Origin of the sequence: Chitinophaga cymbidii (genome assembly GCF_007992715.1) — a bacterium.
Lineage (GTDB): Bacteria > Bacteroidota > Bacteroidia > Chitinophagales > Chitinophagaceae > Chitinophaga > Chitinophaga cymbidii.
The window spans coordinates 23,056-42,212 of sequence record NZ_BKAU01000007.1; the positions used below are offsets into that span (position 1 = coordinate 23,056).

A 19,157-nucleotide genomic window follows, 5' to 3' on the forward strand; every position below is an offset into this window, starting at 1 on the left:
TTGCCTTTCATGGGTTTTACGAAAACCGTTATAGAGGTAATTATAATTGATGGGTAGATCAAATGTGAAAAAAGAGGTCAATCGCTGCAAAATCTTTTTCATACACAATACTTTTTCGTTAGTTTACAAAGAAAATTTCATATAACTTTAACGATTAGTATAGTAATTAAATCAAGCCCAAAATAAAAACTGATCCCTATATAAATGAATATGTTATGATAAATTTACATCTATGCCTTTATCATAAATGCAATCCTCTTATTGCAAATAAATGCTAATAAAACATTATTTAGATTGATGATACTTGTATCTACTTTCTGTGGAGCAATTCCTAATAAGGGTCCTTACAGAAATTAGGAACTAAGACTACATATTTATTTAGTACTTGATTACAAATCATAATTTTTTACCCAGAAAATGACTGAAGGTGGCATGAAATTAAAAATGTTAATTAACAAAATAAAATCAATAGACAGCTTGACTATTGAATTACCCGTTGAAAAAGGATTATATGCATTAACAGGACAAAATGGATCGGGGAAAAGCACTGTTGCTACTTGTGCATCTAGTGTATTTTTTAATATGACAATGAAGGATTACTTTGGAGAAACACCGACAGACTCAAAGATCGAATTTGAGTACAATGGTTCTAAAAAAGTGTACCTTAAAGAATTTGGTAAATGGGTTTCAAAAAAGGAAGGATATATTGAGCTTAAGGGATTTTATGAAGGTAGTCTAATTTTTGGGAATCGATTTAGAAATACAAGTTACAATAACCTTAGAAAGCTTGATAAAATAAGCAGCTCGTATCTTAAGCCTGCGGCAGAATTTATTAGAGAGAATCTTGGGATAATCCTACATAACAACAAGAATTTCTATGAAAAGTTATATCGAGTAAACCCTAGTTCAATTCGCCATATCGGAACTTTTTATGGTGATATTTTCTATTACGAGATTAAGGGAAAACTTGTTAGCCAGTTCCACATGTCAACTGGAGAAAACCTTTTAATAAGCATTCTAAATTCCTTAAACATTAGGAACTCTGATAGAGAAACCTTAAATGTGCCATGCATTCTAATACTCGATGAAATTGAGCTTGCGTTACATCCATCATCTTTAAAAAGGTTAGTTACATTTCTAAAGGATATTTCTAATCGCTTTAATTATGCCGTTTATTTTTCAACCCATTCACTTGAACTAATCAGTTCAATTAAGCCAGATAACATATATTTCCTTGATAGGCATTCTGATCATTCAGTAGAATTAATTAATCCTTGTTACCCAGCTTACGCCACAAGGATGCTATATGATCACACGGGGTATGATTATATTATTCTTGTCGAGGACGATTTGGCCAGAGAGATAATCAAAAGACTTTTAAAACAAAATTCTCTTTGGGGTAACAAACTGATTTATATTTTGCCGTGTGGTGGATATAGCAATGTCATTGATCTAGCACAAGAAGTTATCTCCAGCAATCTTGTTGGAAAAACATCAAGCATCAGCATTATTCTAGATGCAGACATCAAAACGCAAGCCGCAAATTATATTGCTAAAAATGGTATTTCCAATAATATACCTTTAAACTATCTGCCAATTGAGAGTCTTGAAAAGTATTTAAAGTCAAAACTATTTGATGAGGTTGATCACAAGCTGTTTCGCCATTTAAATGACTTCGTATTTCACCAAGTTAGTCTTAACCAAATTATTGATGATTATAGAGGTCAAAATGAACATCTCAATGACTCCAACGGAAAGAAGCTTTACGAGCGAATAGATAAAGAGCTAAGAGCAAGAAATAAAAGCAGAACGGAAATTATAGAAATGGTAGTAGACTACTTGACCCAAAATGACAAAAAAAGTATTGATAAAATCGTAACATTCTTAAAAAAGCAATTTGAATAGGGAAACACTGATACGGTTTTACTATGATAGAAAGCTAGAAAGGGTTTTTCCATCCACTGGTGAGAAATACTTCTAAGAAAATCCGTATTTTAGCGTTTTAGTAAACGCTGATTAACCTGTATAAAGTACAGGAAAGAAAAAGAGGTCATTCAAAAGGAACTCGACCAAACACTCGACTAAAAACACAAGACCCACGCTACGCGCAGGTCTTGCAAATTTCCAGTGATCCCGCTGGGATCATTAAAATCCTGGCGAAACCCGCTATGAAAGCGGAAATACCTCTATCAGTATCGATAGGTCTCCGAATTGGTCCCCTATGAGTTCGATTGCTTTTTAGCAATTTTAAGTAAAGAACAATAATAAAATTATACACAAATTTATGAAAATCCCACCAATTTCACCAATCATCTGGTGATTAAATTGTGGAATTTTGTTCCACGTCCATTTCCAAAAATCACTTTAATTTCGATCATATCTCTCACCAAAACACATCCAAATGGACCTCCAAAACCTCTTTATTCACTTCAATGCCGAGACTGAACGCCAGGAGTACAGGGAGCGTGCACAACGTTTTATTGATAAGCTCGATTTCAAGAAACTGGCGGAAATCAGGGAAAAGCCGTTGGAAGGCTTGACGGAAGACGACTTGTTTGCGATCGGATTTTTGCCTCACCCATCTCACGAATTTGAAAAACTTTATTACTTCAGCGATCTTGATAACATCAAGGTATATCTCACAATTGAGGACGGGATATATAATATCAGACGTTACCGCCTCCAACTCGATAAAACGGTTACTTCTACCGCTGAATTGATGGCGGTAACGCTAATTGACTGGAAACTGAAAATGGATTAGTCGAACCAACGACCCTTTCCCGTATTGAAACCTATGCCCGTCCTAGGAAAGGGGGGATTTTCCCCCTTTCCTAGGACGGGCACCCTTTTAGTTATATTCAAAATTATTTTGCCATTTCAAACATCAATCGTAATATTGCAATATTATGGGAGCTACAAAGACCGATTTATTCACCAAACAGCAAAACGACATCGCCAACATGGCTAAAGCACTGGCGCACCCCGCCCGTATTGCCATATTACAGCATCTCGTGAAGATCAACGCCTGCATTGGCGGCGACCTGGTGGAAGAACTCGGCCTCGCCCAGGCAACGATCTCCCAGCACCTCAAAGAGCTGAAAGCCGTCGGGCTGATCCAGGGCACCGTGGAAGGTACCTCCATCTGCTACTGCATCAACCCGAAGACCTGGATGCAATACCGTAACCTTTTCGACAAATTCTTCGATAGCAGCGTAACCGAGGGCAGTTGCTGCTAATATTTTTTTGCCCTTATATATCGCAATATTGCAATTATACGAACAACTTATTACAATGCCTACAGATCAAGAACTGAAAGACCTCGTCCGCGAGAAATACGGCAACATTGCCCTGCAGGATAAAGATACCAACGCATCCTCCTGCTGCGGCGCTTCCTGCTGCTCCGATGAAGTATATAACATCATGAGCGAAGATTACACCCAACTCGAAGGCTACAACGCCGACGCCGACCTCGGCCTGGGCTGCGGCCTCCCCACCCAATTCGCCAAGATCCAGCCCGGCAACGTGGTGATCGACCTGGGCTCCGGCGCCGGCAACGACGCCTTCATCGCACGTGCCGAAACCGGCGAAACCGGCAAGGTGATCGGGATCGACTTCACCGACGCCATGATCTCCAAGGCCCGCCGCAATGCGGAAGTCCGCGGTTTCCACAACGTCGAGTTCCGCCAGGGCGATATCGAGCAGATGCCCGTGAGCGATAACGTGGCTGACGTGATCGTGAGCAATTGCGTGCTGAACCTTGTTCCCAACAAAAACGGCGTCTTCTCTGAAATCTTCCGCGTCCTGAAACCCGGCGGCCACTTCAGCATCTCAGATGTGGTGTTGACCGGCAACCTCCCCGCTTCCCTGAAAGAGGCCGCCGAAATGTACGCAGGATGCGTCTCCGGCGCCAGCCAGAAGGAAGTGTACCTGGAGCTGATCGCGCAGAACGGTTTCCAGAACATCACCATCCAGAAGGAAAAAGCGATCATCATTCCTGACGATATCCTCGAAAAATACCTCACTCCGGAAGAACTGGCAGGATTCAAGTCACAACAGGCAGGCATATTCAGCATTACCGTTTACGCGGAAAAACCGGCGGAGAACTGCTGCACGCCCGGCTCCGGATGTTGCTAATCAACCTATAAATCCGAAAAACATGAAAAAGCCAATTTCAGTATTCGCCCTGCTCATCACCGCTGCGGTGATCCTGTCTTCCTTCTACAGCGAACCTGCGGCGCCGCGCCTGTACCCCGAGCTGCAAAAGTATTTTGCCTCATTGAACATCAAAGAGAACGACAAGGCGCACATCCAGTCGCTGGAAAGCATCAAGTCCAGCGTCTTTTCCAGCAGCCTCGAAAACGCCGACTGGAACGTAGTATTCTATTGCAGCGAGAACTCCTTCCGGAGCCAGGCTTCGCAGGTGTTTCTCCAGACGCTCAGCTTTGCCAACCGGCACAAGAACGTAAAAGCGCACTCCGCCGGCAAATCCGCCACGGTGGTTGATGCCCGGCTGATCGGGTACCTATCCGCCATCGGCTACAAGGTTGAATCGAAAGAACGCAAAGGCGGTACCGCATACGAGGTCCGCTTCAGCGACCAGGCCGACCCGATCTTCCTGTATTCCAAAGAGGCTTCCGATAAGTCGCTGCCCGCTGCCGACGTAACCTCCATCATCGTGTGCGACAGCCAGAAAGAATCGGAATGCAAAGACTTTCAAACCACATCGCTGCATTTCGACCTTCCCTTCGAGAAGGTAACGGAGGCAGACAATACGCAGAAGACTGAAAAGGTGCTCAAAAGCATCGCTACCGAAATGGCTTACATCACCAACAAAAAGTAATAGATCAATATGTCTGCAAATGATTGCACGCCGGCCGCTGGCCGCAAACGTCTGGGGTTCCTGGACAGATACCTGACCCTCTGGATATTTCTCGCCATGGCGGCCGGCGTTGCCATCGGGTATTTCATCCCGTCCAGCGCCGACTTCATCAACTCCTTCTCGACCGGCACCACTAACATTCCCCTGGCTATCGGCCTCATCCTCATGATGTACCCGCCGCTGGCAAAGGTGAACTACGGTAAAATGGGTGAAGTGTTCCGAAACACCAAGATCCTCGGCGCCTCGTTGTTGCTCAACTGGGTGATCGGCCCCGTGCTCATGTTCGGCCTGGCGGTGCTCTTCCTGCACGGCTACCCGGAATACATGATCGGGCTGATCCTCATCGGCCTGGCCCGCTGCATCGCCATGGTGATCGTGTGGAACGAACTGGCGGAAGGCAACCGTGAATACGCCGCTGGGCTCGTGGCCCTGAACAGCGTGTTCCAGGTGCTGCTGTACAGCGTTTACGCATGGTTTTTCATTACAGTGCTCCCGCCCGTGTTCGGCATTAAAGGGCTGGAAGTGAATATCACCATCGGCCAGATTGCGGAAAGCGTAGCCATCTACCTGGGTATTCCCTTCGTCGCAGGCATCATCAGCCGCTTTGCGCTGATCCGCTGGAAGGGCGAAAAATGGTTCCAGGAGAAGTTCGTACCCGTGATTTCCCCGATCACCCTGATCGCGCTGCTGTTCACCATCGTGGTGATGTTCAGCCTGAAGGGAGAACTGATCGTGCAGATCCCGATGGACGTGATGCGCATCGCCATCCCGCTCGCGATTTACTTCGTTATCATGTTCCTCGTGAGCATGTTCGTCGGCAAATCCCTGGGCGCCGATTACTCGAAAAACGCTTCCATCGCCTTTACGGCGGCGGGAAACAACTTCGAGCTGGCGATAGCCGTAGCGATCGGTGTGTTCGGTATCAACAGCGGACAGGCGTTTGCCGGCGTGATCGGCCCGCTGGTGGAAGTACCCGCCCTGATCGCCCTGGTAAATGTGGCATTTTGGCTGCGTAAACGCTGGTATGGCAATCCAGAAGAAAAAGCATTGCAAGCATAAACTCAAAACCTACAATTCCAAATGAAGAAGATCCTGGTTCTTTGCACCGGCAATAGCTGCCGCAGCCAGATAGCAGAAGGCTATCTCCGTCACTTTGCGGGCGACGCGGCTGAAGTATATAGCGCGGGCGTAGAAACGCACGGCGTCAATCCCCGCGCCATCGCCACCATGGCGGAAGACGGCATCGATATCTCCGGCCACACCTCCAACAATATCTCCGAATACACCGACATCGACTTCGATTACGTGGTGACCGTTTGCGACCACGCGAAGGAACGCTGCCCTGTGTTTCCCTCGCGCGCGGAGAAGTTCCATGAGAATTTCCCCGACCCGGCCAAAGCCACCGGCACAGAAGAAGAAATCACGGAACAATTCCGCGAGGTACGTCAGATCATCCGCAACTATTTTGAACAATTCGTCAATACGCACGTCAAAACCGTAACTGCCTAAACCGCACCCGATGAAAATTGCACTGTTTTCCGACATTCACGCGAACCTCCCGGCGCTGGAAGCCTTCTTCGCCGACCTGGAGAAGCGCAAACCCGACGCCGTTTACTGCCTCGGCGACCTGGTAGGTTATAATATCTGGCCCAACGAGGTGATCCAGGCGATCCGCAAGCGCGGCATCCCGACCATCGCCGGCAACTACGACCAGGGCATCGGCCGGATGAGCAACGAATGCGGCTGCGCCTACAAGACCACGGAGGATAAGGACATGGGCCAGATTTCCATTTCCTACACCAACTCCCTTGTTGGCGACGATGAGCGCAAATACCTGCGCACCCTGCCCGCCCATATCCGCGTCGAGTTCCAGCTGAACGACGATACGCTGACCCTCATGCTGGTGCACGGCAGTCCCCGGAAGATCAACGAATACCTGTTCGAGGACCGGGACGAAAAGAGCATGCTGCGCATCCTCACCGACGCCAACGCCGATATCCTTTGTTTCGGCCACACGCATAAGCCTTATCACCGGATCATCTGCACAGAGCCCGGCGAAGCGCCCAAATGCCGCCACGCCATCAACATTGGCTCCGTCGGTAAACCGAAAGACGGCGATCCACGCGGCGGCTACGTGATGCTGCACATCGACGAAACCCTGTCCATCCACGACCGCAATTCCCTCCAGGTGGAGTTTATCCGCTTCGGGTACGACGTGGAAAAGGCAGCCAAGGCCGTAGAAACCAGTATTCTTCCGAATGAATATGCAGACATGTTGAGAAGGGGCTTTTAGGCCCCTTTTCTTTAATCCATCGATATGCAAACCATTTTGCCCATCCTAGCGCAGCTGGAAGACAAGCTGGAGCAGCGCATCTGTTCCCGGGTCAACCATGCCGACTGCTGCGAAGATATCCTCCAGGATGTATACCTGAAGCTACTGCAACGCTTGCCGCAGGTTTCAAAGGCGGAAAACGTGATCCCTTACGTGATGAAGATGGCGGACAACGCCGTGGCGGATTATTTCCGGAAGAACGGGAAAGTGTTCACAGGCGCCACCGAGGCCGAACACCTGCCCGCCCCGGCCAACGAACCGGAAAACCTCGTGGCGCGGTTGTCCGATTCGTTCGTGGGCCAGATGATCCAGACCCTTCCGCCGATTTACCGCGACGCACTGTTGAAAACAGAAATCGAGGGTATGTCGCAAAAGCAACTGGCAGCGGAGCTGGATATGTCGTATTCCGGGCTGAAGTCGCGGGTACAGCGGGCAAAGGAGATGCTGCGCGCCGCCATTCTGAATTGCTGCGATTTTGAGTTCGACAAATATGGGAACATCGTTTCGTGCTGCGGCGAAGATTGTACCTGAAGAAAGTTTGCGTCTTTTTTCTAAATGGCCCGTCATATAGGAAAACCATTCAACATGCATTACAAACTATCCAAAAGAAAGACGTTTCTCCTCCTGCCCCTGACCATCGCATTCGTTATAATGGCGGCATTCCGCTTCGCGGGCAACGCCCTGCACCCGCTGGAGCCCCTGAGCCAGCATTACAAAACGCTGTCGGAACTGAACCCGTTACCAAACAGTTCCCGTGCCTGGATGGACACGATCCGTTACCCATGGGCGGAATACGGTAAAGGCGCGCAGGGTAATACGTTGTGGCGAACGGTGTATCTTGGTGGTGAGCCGGAAGCCATACTGCCGGGCCTCGTGACCCCGCCGGCCAACAGCTCCGACCAGACCAGGGCCGAGCTGGACTACCTGCTCCGCTTGCAGCAAAACAGGACACCACAGGAAGTTGCACAGGCGCAATACATCGCCAACATCGGCTCCTGGCCGAATATCCTGAACCCGGAAGATCCTGATTTCCAGGAGAACCGGAAACAGCTCTTTTACATCGCTTCTTCCGTTGGGGAATGGTACAACGATAAGAACTTTCCGGTCACAACGGAGCTGCTGCTCAACTGCATCCAGGATATCCGGGTGACGGAGTTCCGGTTGAAATGGCACTTCAAGCGGGCGCGGCCCTACCACCTGGAACCAGCGTTGAAGCCGTTGGCCCGGATCTCGTCGCCGTCATTTGCGAGCGGGCATTCGCTGTGGGCGTTTTCGGAAGCCTTCCTGTTTGCCGAGATCATCCCGGAGCGGCGCGCCGATTTTTTGAAAATGGCGGAGGAAGTCCGTTGGTCGCGGGAGCTGATGGGCATCCATTACCCGAGCGATAACGAGGCTTCTCGCGTCATCAGCTGGAACCTCCTGAGTGCCTGGAGCAAGAACCCGGCATTCGTGGAGGCACTGAAGAAAGCGCGAAAGGAATGGAAGGACTGGAACAAATCGAATCAACGAAAATAACCAGCTTTTACAGACATACCCATCATTTTTGCAATCCTTTGTATTTAAGCAACTGCTTAAATACAAAGGATTATACTTAGATTTGAAAAATGGAAGGTAATAGTTGCATCCGCCTGTACGCAGACCAGGCGCAGATCATGGCCTGCAAAAGCAAGCTGAAAGCTGCAGAGAAGGCTTTCGCTAGTTTGTCGGCGGTATTGTCGCTTGCCGGAAATGAAGTCCGGCTGAAGATACTTTACCTGCTGGAAGAGGAAAAAGAACTATGCCCCTGCGACCTTTCCGACATTTTGGGAATGACCATCCCGGCGATATCCCAGCATTTAAAGAAACTGAAGGATGGCGGTATCGTTCAGACGCAGAAAGATGGTCAGACCGTATTCTACTCGCTGGTAAAAGAATTGCTCCCGATAGTAAAGCCGTTTTTTACGCATATCAATTCGGAAACCTTTAAAACCGAAGTAACATGAAAAAGGCCAGATCTTCCGGCGCCGCAATCGGCACGGGCTTGCTGACCGCCATCGCCGCATCGCTCTGCTGCATAACGCCCATTATCGCTATGATCGCAGGAAGCAGCAGTCTGCTGGCCAGTTTTTCCTGGCTGGAGCCGGCACGGCCTTATCTCATTGGCATTTCGGCAGTGGTATTGCTATACGCCTGGTACCTGCAGTTTAAACCGGCGAAACCATCGAGCGCAGATTGCCACTGCGAACCGGTAAAAAAGACCTCGTTTCAGCAATCAAAAAAATTCCTTGCGATCATCACACTATTTTCCGTGTTGATGATGACTTTCCCATTGTACGCCAGCATGTTTTACCCGGAAGGCAAAGGAGAGGTTTCTGAGCACAAAGCCCTGGATAATAAGCAACAGGCAAAATTTACGATACAGGGAATGACCTGCGCGAGCTGCGAAGCTCATGTGAACAATGAAATCTCTAAAGTACAGGGCGTACTGTCATATACCACATCTTTCAAGGCCAGAAGTAGCATTGTGGCCTTCGACTCAACAAAAACGAATATGGATGCCATTGCGGCGGCAATCGGGAAAACGGGCTACAAAGTACGCGGATCGGAGGTTATCGACAGCACATGTGCTACGGGGGATAAATCCTGCTGCGAAACCGACTCAAAGTAGTTTAATAGAGGATAAAAGGGATTTCCGAAAAGAAGAAAAAATTATCGAAATGCAAGAAAATATCATTTTGAAATCGACTATAACTTGCCCACATTGCGGTTTTCAGAAAGAAGAAGCTATGCCGGTAGACGCCTGTCAATACTTCTACACCTGTACGAGCTGCAATACCAGGCTGAAGCCGAAGCACGGGGATTGTTGCGTGTACTGCAGCTACGGGACGGTGAAGTGTCCGCCAATACAAATGAATAAGTCTTGTTGCTCATAATCAGGGAGGATCATCAATGTTACTGGACTTTCGGGGCATCGGTTTAGGATTCAATGAAAGTTATGGGTAAAGTATATGACGTGATTGTGCTCGGCGGCGGGCAGAGCGCCCTTGCGGTCGCCTATTACCTGCGCAGGTCCGGGCTGGACTTCCTGTTGCTGGATAAAGAACCTACACCCGGCGGCTCCTGGCAATATGCCTGGGATTCGCTTTCCCATTTTTCGCTGGCGCAGTGGAGCTCGCTTCCCGGCATGATCGCGCCCGGCGGCGCTGGGTACTACCCCAGCAGGGACGAAACGATCACCTATCTGCGGAATTACGAACAACGATACTGCTTACCGGTGGAGCGGTCTGTGGAAGTTACAGAGGCACGTCGGGACGATGATATTTTCCTGCTGGAAACTTCCCGCGGCACCTACCAGGCCAGGGCCGTCGTTAACGCGACCGACAGTTTTACCAATCCGATCATTCCGGCAATCGAAGGCCGGGAGGAATTCGGCTGCGTGGTGATGCATTCTTCCCAATATCGTTCCCTGGCGGCTTTCGTCGGGCAACGGGTGGCGGTTGTGGGCGAAGGTAACTCTGGCGCCCAGATTCTTGCGGAGCTGTCGCGCGTGGCGGATACGCTTTGGGTAACGCCGAAGCCGCCATCATTCTTGCCGGATGAAGTGGACGGAAGATAGCGGCCACCCAACAATACGAGGCCCGCAAGCAAGGCAAGGATTTCAAGCCGCCATCGCTCGGCCAGATCTTGATGGTGCCTTCGGTGATGGATGCCCGTGCGCGGGATGTGCTGCATGCGGTACCGGCGTTCGATTACTTTACCGAAAATGGAATTGGTTGGAGGGATGGCCGCACAGAGGCGGTGGATGCCGTCTTTATCTGCACTGGCTTCCGGCCGTCGCTCTAGCACTTGCAGCCGATGTTGCCGGTGCTCCCGGATGGGAAGGCCGAAACGGAAGGCACCCGCTCCATGGTGCCGTGTTTGTGGCTCGTGGGTTACGGAAACTGGACAGGGTTCGCGTCTGCCACGCTCATCGGTATCGGGCGTTCCGCGAAAAAGACCGTCGATGAAATCGTAACCCACTTGAAACAACTCATTATATTTTAATCTTTATCTTTGAAAGGCAATTAGTATAATATTGCACTTTATTAACCTTCAACAATGGTATTATTTATTAAAAACATGGTTTGCGACCGCTGCATCATGGTCGTTCGCCAGCTCCTTGAAGAAACCGGAATCCCATTTGAAGACATCCAACTGGGAGAAGTAACCATTTCCGCTCCGGTCGCTGAAGAAAAATTGCCGGTTTTGAAGAACCGGCTTCAGCAACTGGGATTCGAGCTGCTGGATGATAAAAAAAGTACCACGGTCGAAAAAGTAAAAAATATCGTAATTCAACTGATCCACAGTGTGGACGAAGTCGAGCTATCCCAGAAACTCTCCGTCTTCCTCCAGGAAAAAACGGGGATGGAATACACCCAGCTCTCAAACCTCTTTTCTACGGTTGAAGGAACGACAATTGAAAAATACGTAATCCTCCAGCGCATCGAGAAAGCCAAGGAATTGCTTACCTACAACGAGCTCTCGGTAGGCGAAATAGCGGAAAAACTTGGCTACAGCAGTATCCAGTACCTTTCCCAGCAATTCAAAAAAGTTACCGGCCTTACCACGTCGCAGTTCAAACAGTCCCAGGAAAATCAACGGAAACCGCTGGATAAAGTAAAATCCTGATAATTTTATAATCGTTCGCCAAAATTATATAACAGTTCTTCCTGCACCTTGCCTCACCTTTGCATAAGTTCAAATATTTGGCTTTATGCATAGCACATACAAAATTTTCATAAAGGGTATGGTCTGCGAAAGGTGTATCCACTCCATCCGCCAGGTTTTGCGGGAGTTGAATATCCCTGTCACTAACATCAGTTTGGGAGAAATCACCACGGTATCCGCATTGTCCGCCCCCGATATTGCTGCCCTCAGCGAAAAATTGGCCCCTCTGGGATTTTCGCTTCTGGAAGACAAGAAAACCAAGCTAGCGCGAGACATCAAGAAGATCGTGGAACAGGTGTACTCCGGATCCTATGATTTCCCCGAGAAGTTCAAATTCTCCGAGACGCTAGCGAAAAAGCTGAATAAGGAATTTACCACGCTCAGCTCCATCTTTTCTGAGGTGGAAGGAATAACCCTGGAGAAATACATTATAGAATTTCGTATTGAAAAAATCAAGGAATTCCTCGTATATACCGACGATTCCCTCACAAATATTGCCTACAATCTCGGGTTCAGCAGCATAGGCCATCTGTCCCGGCAGTTCAAAGCGAATACAGGGTTGCCCCCTTCTCACTTCCAGAAAATTCGGCAAAATAAGCAGTCGCTTTCTGGCAAAGGCAAGCCAGCCAACTGAGGAATTATATACAAATATCCGGAAATAGTGTAATAACCACCCCGGTCTTCTGGCGTAATTTTGTTGAAAATCAGGAAAAATGTCAACAACGATAACAGCAAGACCAGTGGCTACCCCCGATAGAAAAAGCGCCGGAACGATAAAGGAAACCTTCCCCGTCCTGGAAATGACATGTGCGGCTTGCGCCATCAGCGTGGAATCGATGCTTAAATCCGTGCCTGGCGTACAGGATGCCGGCGTAAATTTCGCCAACCAATCTGCCTGGGTGCAATACGGAAAGGGCGCAGTTACCCACGAAGAGCTTCAAAGCGCAGTTCGCGCAATCGGATACGACCTCGTAATTGATCTCGAAAATCAGGACGAAGTAAAGGAAGAAGCCCAGCAACGCCATTACCGGGAAGTAAAACAGCGCACAATATGGTCATCCATCCTATCGTTGCCCATTGTAATTATCGGCATGTTCTTCATGGATATGCCCTATGGCAACTGGATCATGATGGTGCTGGCAACCCCGGTGGTTTTCTTCTTCGGCCGAAATTTCTTCGTCAACGCCTGGAAACAAGCGCAAAACCGGAAAGCCAACATGGATACCCTGGTAGCACTAAGCACGGGTATCGCTTGGCTTTTCAGTGCCTTCAACACGATATATCCCGAATTCTGGCACCAGCGCGGACTTCATGCCCACGTTTACTTCGAGGCCGCCGCGGTGGTGATCGCTTTTATCTCCCTGGGCAAGCTCCTGGAGGAAAAAGCCAAATCCAACACATCGTCAGCCATCAAGAAACTCATCGGCCTGCAGCCTAAAACAGTACTGATGGTCGATCCGGAGGGCAATACCCGGGAAGTACCAATTGCCAGCGTGAAAGTGAATGACCTCCTACTGGTAAAGCCCGGGGAAAAGATCCCCGTAGATGGGAAGGTTGCCGGTGGTGAGTCTTACGTCGACGAGAGCATGATCACGGGAGAACCGGTTCCAGTAGCGAAAAAGAGCGGAGACGCGGTTTTCGCGGGAACGATCAACCAAAAAGGCAGTTTCCAATTTAAGGCGGAAAAAGTGGGTACAGACACGCTGCTGGCGCAGATCATAAAAATGGTACAGGAAGCCCAGGGCAGCAAGGCGCCGGTACAGAAGCTGGTCGACAAGATCGCCGGCGTCTTCGTCCCCGTAGTCATAGGCATTGCCATCCTGACGTTCATTTCCTGGATGGTGCTCGGTGGTGACAATGCATTTACGCACGCGCTCCTCACTTCGGTAACCGTCCTGGTAATTGCCTGCCCCTGCGCACTGGGCCTGGCGACCCCGACGGCCATCATGGTAGGCGTAGGGAAAGGAGCTGAAAACAACATCCTCATCAAGGACGCCGAGAGCCTGGAGCTCGCTCATAAGGTAAATGCCGTAATCCTTGACAAGACCGGCACCATTACTGAGGGCAAGCCCGTCGTTACCGATATTGTTTGGAGCAACGGCCCCGTTCATACCAGCGTACTGCTGGCTTTGGAACAACAATCCGAGCACCCGCTGGCGGAAGCCGTGGTAGCATATCTGAAAGAAGATCGTGCTCAACCTGCCTTGCTGAAAGGCTTTGAAAGCCTTACCGGCCAAGGCGTTAAAGGCAGCTATGAAGGAACCGAATTTTATGTCGGCAACAAAAGGCTGATGGACGAGAAAAACGTCGCAATTCCGCCCCAACTGGCATATCAGGCCGGATCTCTCCAGGAGGAAGCCAAAACGGTCATTTATTTTGCATCCAACAATTCATTGCTGGCCGTCATCGCAATCGCAGACAAAATAAAGGCCACCTCCGCCGAAGCTATCTTGGCACTCCGTAAGAGTGGCATCGAAGTTTACATGCTCACCGGCGATAATCAGCACACCGCCGCCGCAGTAGCCAGACAGGTCGGTATTACCACGTTCAAGGCGGAAGTTTTACCGGCTTACAAATCCGAATTCGTAAAGGAACTACAACAGGCAGGCAAAGTGGTTGCCATGGTGGGCGACGGTATCAACGACTCCCAGGCGCTAGCCCAGGCCGACGTCAGCATAGCCATGGGCAAAGGCTCCGACATCGCCATGGATGTTGCGAAAATGACACTTATCACTTCCGACCTGAACAGCATCCCCAAAGCGCTGAAGCTCTCCCGCAAAACGGTGAGCACGATCAAACAAAACCTGTTCTGGGCCTTCATCTATAACGTTATTGGTATTCCCATCGCAGCCGGGCTCCTTTATCCTGTAAATGGATTCTTGCTGGATCCGATGATCGCAGGGGCAGCAATGGCTTTGAGTTCGGTGAGCGTTGTCAGCAATAGTCTGCGCCTGAAAGCTACCAGTTTATAATATCCAGAATACGTTTCTAAACCATAGAAATAAGCATGACATCATATACATGGAGTACCACCGCAATTGTCCGTGAAACCGAAACGGCAATTACGGTGGTCTTCGATACGGGAGGTGAACCCTTTCACTACAAACCGGGGCAATTCATCAATCTGACATTGCAGATCGACGGACAAGCCATTACCCGGTCGTACTCCCTAAGTTCCGTACAAGGGGAAGACACCCATCCCGCCATCACCGTGAAACGGGTGCCCGGCGGCATCATGAGCAATTACATCGTCGATCAGGCGGACAGCATCCCTCGCTGGCAGGTATCCGGTCCTTACGGATTATTTACACCGCCTGCCGAAGCATTCCATGCAGGCCATGTGGTGCTCCTTGCCGGGGGCAGCGGTATAACGCCGTTATTTTCAATTGCTCGCTCCATTATTTCCGGGAGTAACGACACTCGTGTTACGCTCATCTATTCCAATCGCACACCACATGATATTATTTTCCGGGGTAAAATAGAAGATTGGGCCTACCAGCATAAAGAACGGGTTTCTATACATTATGCGGTTTCCCAGCCCGGGAACCTGACATCGATACATGGAGCGGCGCTGTTTCGTGGACGTATCAATAAGCTAGCCGCGAAAAAGATGCTGAAAATGTCGGTCCCGAGCCCGTTGGATGCTGCCCACTTCTTTATTTGCGGCCCGGTGGAACTGATGCGATTGCACCAGGATGTGCTAACATCGCAACAGATACCCGAGCAACATGTGTTTACCGAATGGTTTGCCCCTGATGAAAAAAGCACCGCTATTGTTCCGCCCACCGAAATGCAGGAAGTCTTACTTCATTTTTACGATCAGTCTAACCTCCTGGAGGTGCAAGCTGGAAAAACAATCCTGTCAGCGGCGCTCGAAGACCGGATACCACTTCCTTATTCGTGCAAATCAGGCACTTGCGGCATCTGCACGGCGCGGCTCACCTCCGGCCAGGTAAGTATGGCAAACAACTTCGCGCTCAGAAAATCCGACGTGGAATCAGGGCTGATCTTATTATGCCAAAGCTACCCGGTCACCGGCGACGTAACCGTGGAAATTGACTGACGCGCATCGACGGAATATTGTAAATCATAGTAGCAATTGTATAACAGACAGCCCGGCGAGACATCGTAATTTTACATCATCAAACAGACAATAACATACTTAAAAGAATATACAATGGAAACAGTACAATTTAAAACGAACATCAAATGCTCCGGTTGCATTGCTACGGTAACCCCCTTCCTGGACGAACTCGCCGGCAAGGAAAATTGGGAAGTCGATCTCCAGAGCCCGGATAAAGTATTAACAGTGTCAACGGAGAAAGCTGGCAAAGAAGACATAAAAAAGGCAGTAGAGAAAGCAGGTTACAAGGCAGAAACATTGGCATAAGAACCAACCCCACGGGCAGCTCAAAAAGCTGCCCGTTTTATTTTTGTATATTTGCACATATGGCCACCATAAAAAACATCATGATTTCCGTACTGAAATTCCTCTTTGTAAGAAAGAAAAGCTGCTGTAAGTAATCCCGTACAGCCCGCCAGCCCCATTTCGTAGATAATGTTCCTCCACATTTTCTTTTTGAACCCACGGACAATACGTTAGCAGAAATATATAATACGTTAATTATCAACATATTAAGTGCAAGTCTGTGGATATTAATTAAAATATAGCAAATCTCATTGAGAGTGGTATAATTTTTCGGGAAGTAGGTTAGAGATTATCCACATGAAACGCATAAGCACTGTTATACTGGCAATAATCTACCTCGCTTATACGAGTGGGATAACCGTATACCAGCATTATTGCATGGGCGAATTGCAAAGTGTAAGCTTGATCTTTACTGGCGATGGACCATGTGGCAAATGCGGAATGGAGAAACACACCGGGCTAAACAGCGGATGTTGTAAAGATGTAACGATTGCCAGCCCACGTTCCGAAGACAGCCACCTTTCTACATATTTTGCGATGCTTATCGCTGCGCCCGCATTGGTAAATATCCTTTCGATATACGATACCGCACCGATCTCTTTTTTGCTTGAAATATCCACCCCCGACATTCCTCACCATCCACCACCTATTGAACTCCCGCTATTTCTGCGATATCAAAACTTTCGTATCTGAGCGATAACTTAAACGCCACCTTTGGTGGTGAAGGGAAGATGTGCAGTCCCTTCAAAAGGTGAATAAAAGCCATCCGGTGAATTCCTGCTTTCAATAAACTACCGCCTTTTTCTACTGCTTACCGGAATGGGATTCCGTCACAGGAAAAAATCAAGGTATGAAAAGGAAATTATTCATTTTGCTGGTAATGATAACCATTTCAGGGGTAATGCGCGCGCAACATGAGCAGCATAAAGCTCCACCCCAAAAGGCTGAAAAGCCGCTAAAAGAAATGCCGGCCCCCAAAAAAGCAATGAAGGATACTTCTACGCATAATATGCACGTTATGAAGGACAGCATGGAAATGAAAATGCCTTCGGGTGTACCCATGAGTCATGCGTTTTCGTTAAATCTCCCCATGAATCGAAACGGTTCAGGTACAGGGTGGTTGCCCGACGCATCCCCTATGTACGGTTATATGTTCCACTCCAAAAAGTGGATGTATATGGTCCATGGTAACCTTTTTCTCCGGTACACCGACCAGGATGTCGGAAACAAAGGTTCCCGCGGCGATGAAAAATTCGATGCCCCGAATTGGTTTATGATGATGGCGCAGCGAAAGGTCGGCAGAAAAGGCCTTTTCCATTATAACGTAATGATCTCACTGGATCGCATTACCGAAGGTGGTAGCGGCTACCCGCTGCTTTTTCAGTCCGGGGAAAGTTGGGAGGGACAACCGCTCGTAGATCGGCAACACCCCCACGACCTCTTTTCGGAGCTTTCCGTCAGCTATTCTTATGCCTTCTCCAAAAAGGTGGATGCGTTCGCGTATTTCGGTTATCCCGGGGAGCCGGCTATTGGCTCCGTAGCCTTTATGCATCGCCCATCCGCACTTTCATACCCGGACGCTCCGATCAGCCACCACTGGAACGACGGCACCCATATTACCTTCGGCGTGGCGACGCTCGGCGTCAGACTGGATAAGTTCAAGGTCGAGGGGTCACTTTTTACCGGGCGAGAACCCGACGAAAACAGATACAACTTCGACAAGATGCGCTTCGACTCCTGGAGCGGGCGACTGTCGTTCAATCCATCACCGAACTGGGCTTTCCAGGCTTCCCAAGGGTTCATCAAAAGCCCGGAGCTCCTGCATCCGGACGAAGACGTAAATCGCACCACAGCTTCTGCAATTTTCAGCCTGCCCATGCGAAACGACAACTGGCTGAATGTCACAACATTATGGGGACTGAATAAAACTGCTGGGCATGAGGGTGAAAACGCATTCCTACTCGAAGGGGCGCTACGTTTGATGAAAACGGAAGTATTTACCCGTTACGAATGGGTCCAGAAAGCGGTCGAGGAACTTAACCTTGATCCGGCCAAATACGGGGAGGCTACGCTTTTTCCCGTCAATTCAATTTCCGCCGGCGCTACATATGACTTGTTGAATTTTCAGAAAACACGCCTTGCGTTGGGAGGGCAATTCAGTGTATTCTTTAATAGCAATGCTCTGCATGAGTTATACGGGAAAAACCCCATAGCGCTCCAGGTTTATCTAAGGCTTTACCCCGGGCTGATGAAAATGCAACACTGAGTATTATCTAACCCAAAAAAGTTGATCATGGAAAAAGAGAACAGCAAAGGGATGCAACACGGCGAGCACAACAAGCATTACCGAAGCTTGCTTGTAATGGTAATCCTTTCATTTATTTCAATGTACATCCTGATGTACGCAATGGTAGATACATTTTCGAATGTAATTCCAAATGTGAACCAGTTTTACATGGCGGGCCTGATGACGAGCCCGATGCTAATAATCGAGCTGATCATCATGCGCTCCATGTACATGAACAAAAAATTGAACGTGCTGCTAATGGCAACCGGAAGCCTGACCCTGGTAATTTTCTTCCTGCTGATCAGGCAGCAGGCCGCCGTATCCGACAGGCAGTTTCTCCGATCGATGATACCTCATCATGCCGCCGCCATCCTTATGGCAAAGGAAGCGGCGGTTACTGACCCGGAAATTCAGGAGTTGTGCAGAAACATCATCACCAGCCAGCAGGCAGAAATAGATCAGATGAAAGCAAAATTAAAGGAATTAAAAAGAGAGCGGGCCCGATAGAGGGCGCATTAATTCATTTAAATTATTCTTAACATCA

At 48.8% G+C, this 19,157-nt stretch carries 22 protein-coding genes; all 22 read left to right on the top strand.

The window, feature by feature from the left end:
- Positions 1–417 precede the first annotated feature (417 nt).
- On the top strand, positions 418–1,905 hold the full coding sequence (locus CCY01nite_RS24160; RefSeq protein ID WP_222614491.1) for an ATP-dependent nuclease: 1,488 nt from the start codon (positions 418–420) through the stop codon (positions 1,903–1,905).
- Positions 1,906–2,401: 496 nt separating this feature from the next.
- Positions 2,402–2,761: a hypothetical protein gene (locus CCY01nite_RS24165; protein ID WP_146867141.1), complete on the top strand. Its 360-nt coding sequence runs from the start codon at positions 2,402–2,404 to the stop codon at positions 2,759–2,761.
- A 145-nt stretch (positions 2,762–2,906) separates the two neighbouring features.
- On the top strand, positions 2,907–3,236 hold the full coding sequence (locus CCY01nite_RS24170) for an ArsR/SmtB family transcription factor (RefSeq protein ID WP_146867142.1): 330 nt from the start codon (positions 2,907–2,909) through the stop codon (positions 3,234–3,236).
- Positions 3,237–3,291: 55 nt separating this feature from the next.
- Positions 3,292–4,134 carry an arsenite methyltransferase gene (locus CCY01nite_RS24175; RefSeq protein WP_146867143.1) on the top strand — a complete coding sequence of 281 codons (843 nt, stop codon included), beginning with the start codon at positions 3,292–3,294 and terminating at the stop codon, positions 4,132–4,134.
- Positions 4,135–4,156: 22 nt separating this feature from the next.
- A complete protein-coding gene (locus CCY01nite_RS24180) occupies positions 4,157–4,840 on the top strand; it encodes a low molecular weight phosphatase family protein (RefSeq protein WP_146867144.1) in 684 nt (227 codons plus the stop codon).
- A 9-nt stretch (positions 4,841–4,849) separates the two neighbouring features.
- Positions 4,850–5,938, top strand: a complete 1,089-nt coding sequence (arsB, locus tag CCY01nite_RS24185; RefSeq protein ID WP_146867145.1) for an ACR3 family arsenite efflux transporter — start codon at positions 4,850–4,852, stop codon at positions 5,936–5,938.
- A 21-nt stretch (positions 5,939–5,959) separates the two neighbouring features.
- Positions 5,960–6,388, top strand: a complete 429-nt coding sequence (locus CCY01nite_RS24190) for an arsenate reductase ArsC (RefSeq protein WP_146867146.1) — start codon at positions 5,960–5,962, stop codon at positions 6,386–6,388.
- Positions 6,389–6,398: 10 nt separating this feature from the next.
- Entirely contained in the window at positions 6,399–7,172 is a 774-nt protein-coding gene (locus CCY01nite_RS24195) for a metallophosphoesterase family protein (RefSeq protein ID WP_146867147.1), read from the top strand.
- 24 nt (positions 7,173–7,196) lie between these two features.
- Positions 7,197–7,742, top strand: a complete 546-nt coding sequence (locus CCY01nite_RS24200) for a sigma-70 family RNA polymerase sigma factor (RefSeq protein WP_146867148.1) — start codon at positions 7,197–7,199, stop codon at positions 7,740–7,742.
- A 54-nt stretch (positions 7,743–7,796) separates the two neighbouring features.
- Complete coding sequence (locus CCY01nite_RS24205; RefSeq protein WP_186831241.1) at positions 7,797–8,726, top strand: phosphatase PAP2 family protein; 930 nt, start codon at positions 7,797–7,799, stop codon at positions 8,724–8,726.
- Between the two features lie 89 nt (positions 8,727–8,815).
- Positions 8,816–9,193 (top strand): ArsR/SmtB family transcription factor, encoded by a 378-nt coding sequence (locus CCY01nite_RS24210; protein ID WP_146867150.1) that lies wholly within the window; start codon positions 8,816–8,818, stop codon positions 9,191–9,193.
- Positions 9,190–9,858, top strand: coding sequence for a mercuric transport protein MerTP (gene merTP / locus CCY01nite_RS24215; protein WP_146867151.1), 669 nt, complete (start codon positions 9,190–9,192; stop codon positions 9,856–9,858). Before CCY01nite_RS24210 ends, merTP begins: the two co-directional genes overlap by 4 nt.
- Before the next feature lie 118 nt (positions 9,859–9,976).
- Positions 9,977–10,123 carry a GDCCVxC domain-containing (seleno)protein gene (locus CCY01nite_RS24220; RefSeq protein ID WP_503826422.1) on the top strand — a complete coding sequence of 49 codons (147 nt, stop codon included), beginning with the start codon at positions 9,977–9,979 and terminating at the stop codon, positions 10,121–10,123.
- 62 nt (positions 10,124–10,185) lie between these two features.
- Positions 10,186–10,806: a flavin-containing monooxygenase gene (locus tag CCY01nite_RS26810; RefSeq protein WP_222614492.1), complete on the top strand. Its 621-nt coding sequence runs from the start codon at positions 10,186–10,188 to the stop codon at positions 10,804–10,806.
- A 482-nt stretch (positions 10,807–11,288) separates the two neighbouring features.
- Positions 11,289–11,858, top strand: coding sequence for a helix-turn-helix domain-containing protein (locus tag CCY01nite_RS24230; RefSeq protein ID WP_146867153.1), 570 nt, complete (start codon positions 11,289–11,291; stop codon positions 11,856–11,858).
- A 118-nt stretch (positions 11,859–11,976) separates the two neighbouring features.
- On the top strand, positions 11,977–12,531 hold the full coding sequence (locus tag CCY01nite_RS24235; protein ID WP_186831243.1) for a helix-turn-helix domain-containing protein: 555 nt from the start codon (positions 11,977–11,979) through the stop codon (positions 12,529–12,531).
- Between the two features lie 79 nt (positions 12,532–12,610).
- Positions 12,611–14,869 carry a heavy metal translocating P-type ATPase gene (locus CCY01nite_RS24240; protein ID WP_146867155.1) on the top strand — a complete coding sequence of 753 codons (2,259 nt, stop codon included), beginning with the start codon at positions 12,611–12,613 and terminating at the stop codon, positions 14,867–14,869.
- Between the two features lie 35 nt (positions 14,870–14,904).
- Complete coding sequence (locus CCY01nite_RS24245) at positions 14,905–15,960, top strand: ferredoxin--NADP reductase (protein WP_146867156.1); 1,056 nt, start codon at positions 14,905–14,907, stop codon at positions 15,958–15,960.
- A 114-nt stretch (positions 15,961–16,074) separates the two neighbouring features.
- On the top strand, positions 16,075–16,287 hold the full coding sequence (locus tag CCY01nite_RS24250; protein ID WP_126247947.1) for a heavy-metal-associated domain-containing protein: 213 nt from the start codon (positions 16,075–16,077) through the stop codon (positions 16,285–16,287).
- Positions 16,288–16,623: 336 nt separating this feature from the next.
- A complete protein-coding gene (locus tag CCY01nite_RS27170; protein ID WP_443092686.1) occupies positions 16,624–17,019 on the top strand; it encodes an HYC_CC_PP family protein in 396 nt (131 codons plus the stop codon).
- A gap of 157 nt (positions 17,020–17,176) precedes the next feature.
- Positions 17,177–18,592, top strand: a complete 1,416-nt coding sequence (locus CCY01nite_RS24255) for a hypothetical protein (RefSeq protein ID WP_146867157.1) — start codon at positions 17,177–17,179, stop codon at positions 18,590–18,592.
- Between the two features lie 27 nt (positions 18,593–18,619).
- Positions 18,620–19,120 (top strand): DUF305 domain-containing protein, encoded by a 501-nt coding sequence (locus tag CCY01nite_RS24260; protein ID WP_222614493.1) that lies wholly within the window; start codon positions 18,620–18,622, stop codon positions 19,118–19,120.
- Positions 19,121–19,157: the final 37 nt, after the last annotated feature.

Excerpts from the sequence above, each read along its gene's own strand:
- CCY01nite_RS24235 (WP_186831243.1), top strand. The coding sequence starts at position 11,977 with ATGGTCTGCGAAAGGTGTATCCACTCCATCCGCCAGGTTTTGCGGGAG.
- CCY01nite_RS24255 (WP_146867157.1), top strand. The coding sequence starts at position 17,177 with ATGAAAAGGAAATTATTCATTTTGCTGGTAATGATAACCATTTCAGGG.
- CCY01nite_RS24245 (WP_146867156.1), top strand. The coding sequence starts at position 14,905 with ATGACATCATATACATGGAGTACCACCGCAATTGTCCGTGAAACCGAA.
- CCY01nite_RS24250 (WP_126247947.1), top strand. The coding sequence starts at position 16,075 with ATGGAAACAGTACAATTTAAAACGAACATCAAATGCTCCGGTTGCATT.
- CCY01nite_RS24230 (WP_146867153.1), top strand. The coding sequence starts at position 11,289 with ATGGTATTATTTATTAAAAACATGGTTTGCGACCGCTGCATCATGGTC.
- CCY01nite_RS24190 (WP_146867146.1), top strand. The coding sequence starts at position 5,960 with ATGAAGAAGATCCTGGTTCTTTGCACCGGCAATAGCTGCCGCAGCCAG.
- CCY01nite_RS27170 (WP_443092686.1), top strand. The coding sequence starts at position 16,624 with ATGAAACGCATAAGCACTGTTATACTGGCAATAATCTACCTCGCTTAT.
- CCY01nite_RS24240 (WP_146867155.1), top strand. The coding sequence starts at position 12,611 with ATGTCAACAACGATAACAGCAAGACCAGTGGCTACCCCCGATAGAAAA.
- CCY01nite_RS24210 (WP_146867150.1), top strand. The coding sequence starts at position 8,816 with ATGGAAGGTAATAGTTGCATCCGCCTGTACGCAGACCAGGCGCAGATC.
- CCY01nite_RS24200 (WP_146867148.1), top strand. The coding sequence starts at position 7,197 with ATGCAAACCATTTTGCCCATCCTAGCGCAGCTGGAAGACAAGCTGGAG.
- CCY01nite_RS24220 (WP_503826422.1), top strand. The coding sequence starts at position 9,977 with ATGCCGGTAGACGCCTGTCAATACTTCTACACCTGTACGAGCTGCAAT.
- CCY01nite_RS24170 (WP_146867142.1), top strand. The coding sequence starts at position 2,907 with ATGGGAGCTACAAAGACCGATTTATTCACCAAACAGCAAAACGACATC.
- CCY01nite_RS24180 (WP_146867144.1), top strand. The coding sequence starts at position 4,157 with ATGAAAAAGCCAATTTCAGTATTCGCCCTGCTCATCACCGCTGCGGTG.
- CCY01nite_RS24205 (WP_186831241.1), top strand. The coding sequence starts at position 7,797 with ATGCATTACAAACTATCCAAAAGAAAGACGTTTCTCCTCCTGCCCCTG.
- merTP (WP_146867151.1), top strand. The coding sequence starts at position 9,190 with ATGAAAAAGGCCAGATCTTCCGGCGCCGCAATCGGCACGGGCTTGCTG.
- arsB (WP_146867145.1), top strand. The coding sequence starts at position 4,850 with ATGTCTGCAAATGATTGCACGCCGGCCGCTGGCCGCAAACGTCTGGGG.
- CCY01nite_RS24160 (WP_222614491.1), top strand. The coding sequence starts at position 418 with ATGACTGAAGGTGGCATGAAATTAAAAATGTTAATTAACAAAATAAAA.
- CCY01nite_RS26810 (WP_222614492.1), top strand. The coding sequence starts at position 10,186 with ATGGGTAAAGTATATGACGTGATTGTGCTCGGCGGCGGGCAGAGCGCC.
- CCY01nite_RS24195 (WP_146867147.1), top strand. The coding sequence starts at position 6,399 with ATGAAAATTGCACTGTTTTCCGACATTCACGCGAACCTCCCGGCGCTG.
- CCY01nite_RS24260 (WP_222614493.1), top strand. The coding sequence starts at position 18,620 with ATGGAAAAAGAGAACAGCAAAGGGATGCAACACGGCGAGCACAACAAG.
- CCY01nite_RS24165 (WP_146867141.1), top strand. The coding sequence starts at position 2,402 with ATGGACCTCCAAAACCTCTTTATTCACTTCAATGCCGAGACTGAACGC.
- CCY01nite_RS24175 (WP_146867143.1), top strand. The coding sequence starts at position 3,292 with ATGCCTACAGATCAAGAACTGAAAGACCTCGTCCGCGAGAAATACGGC.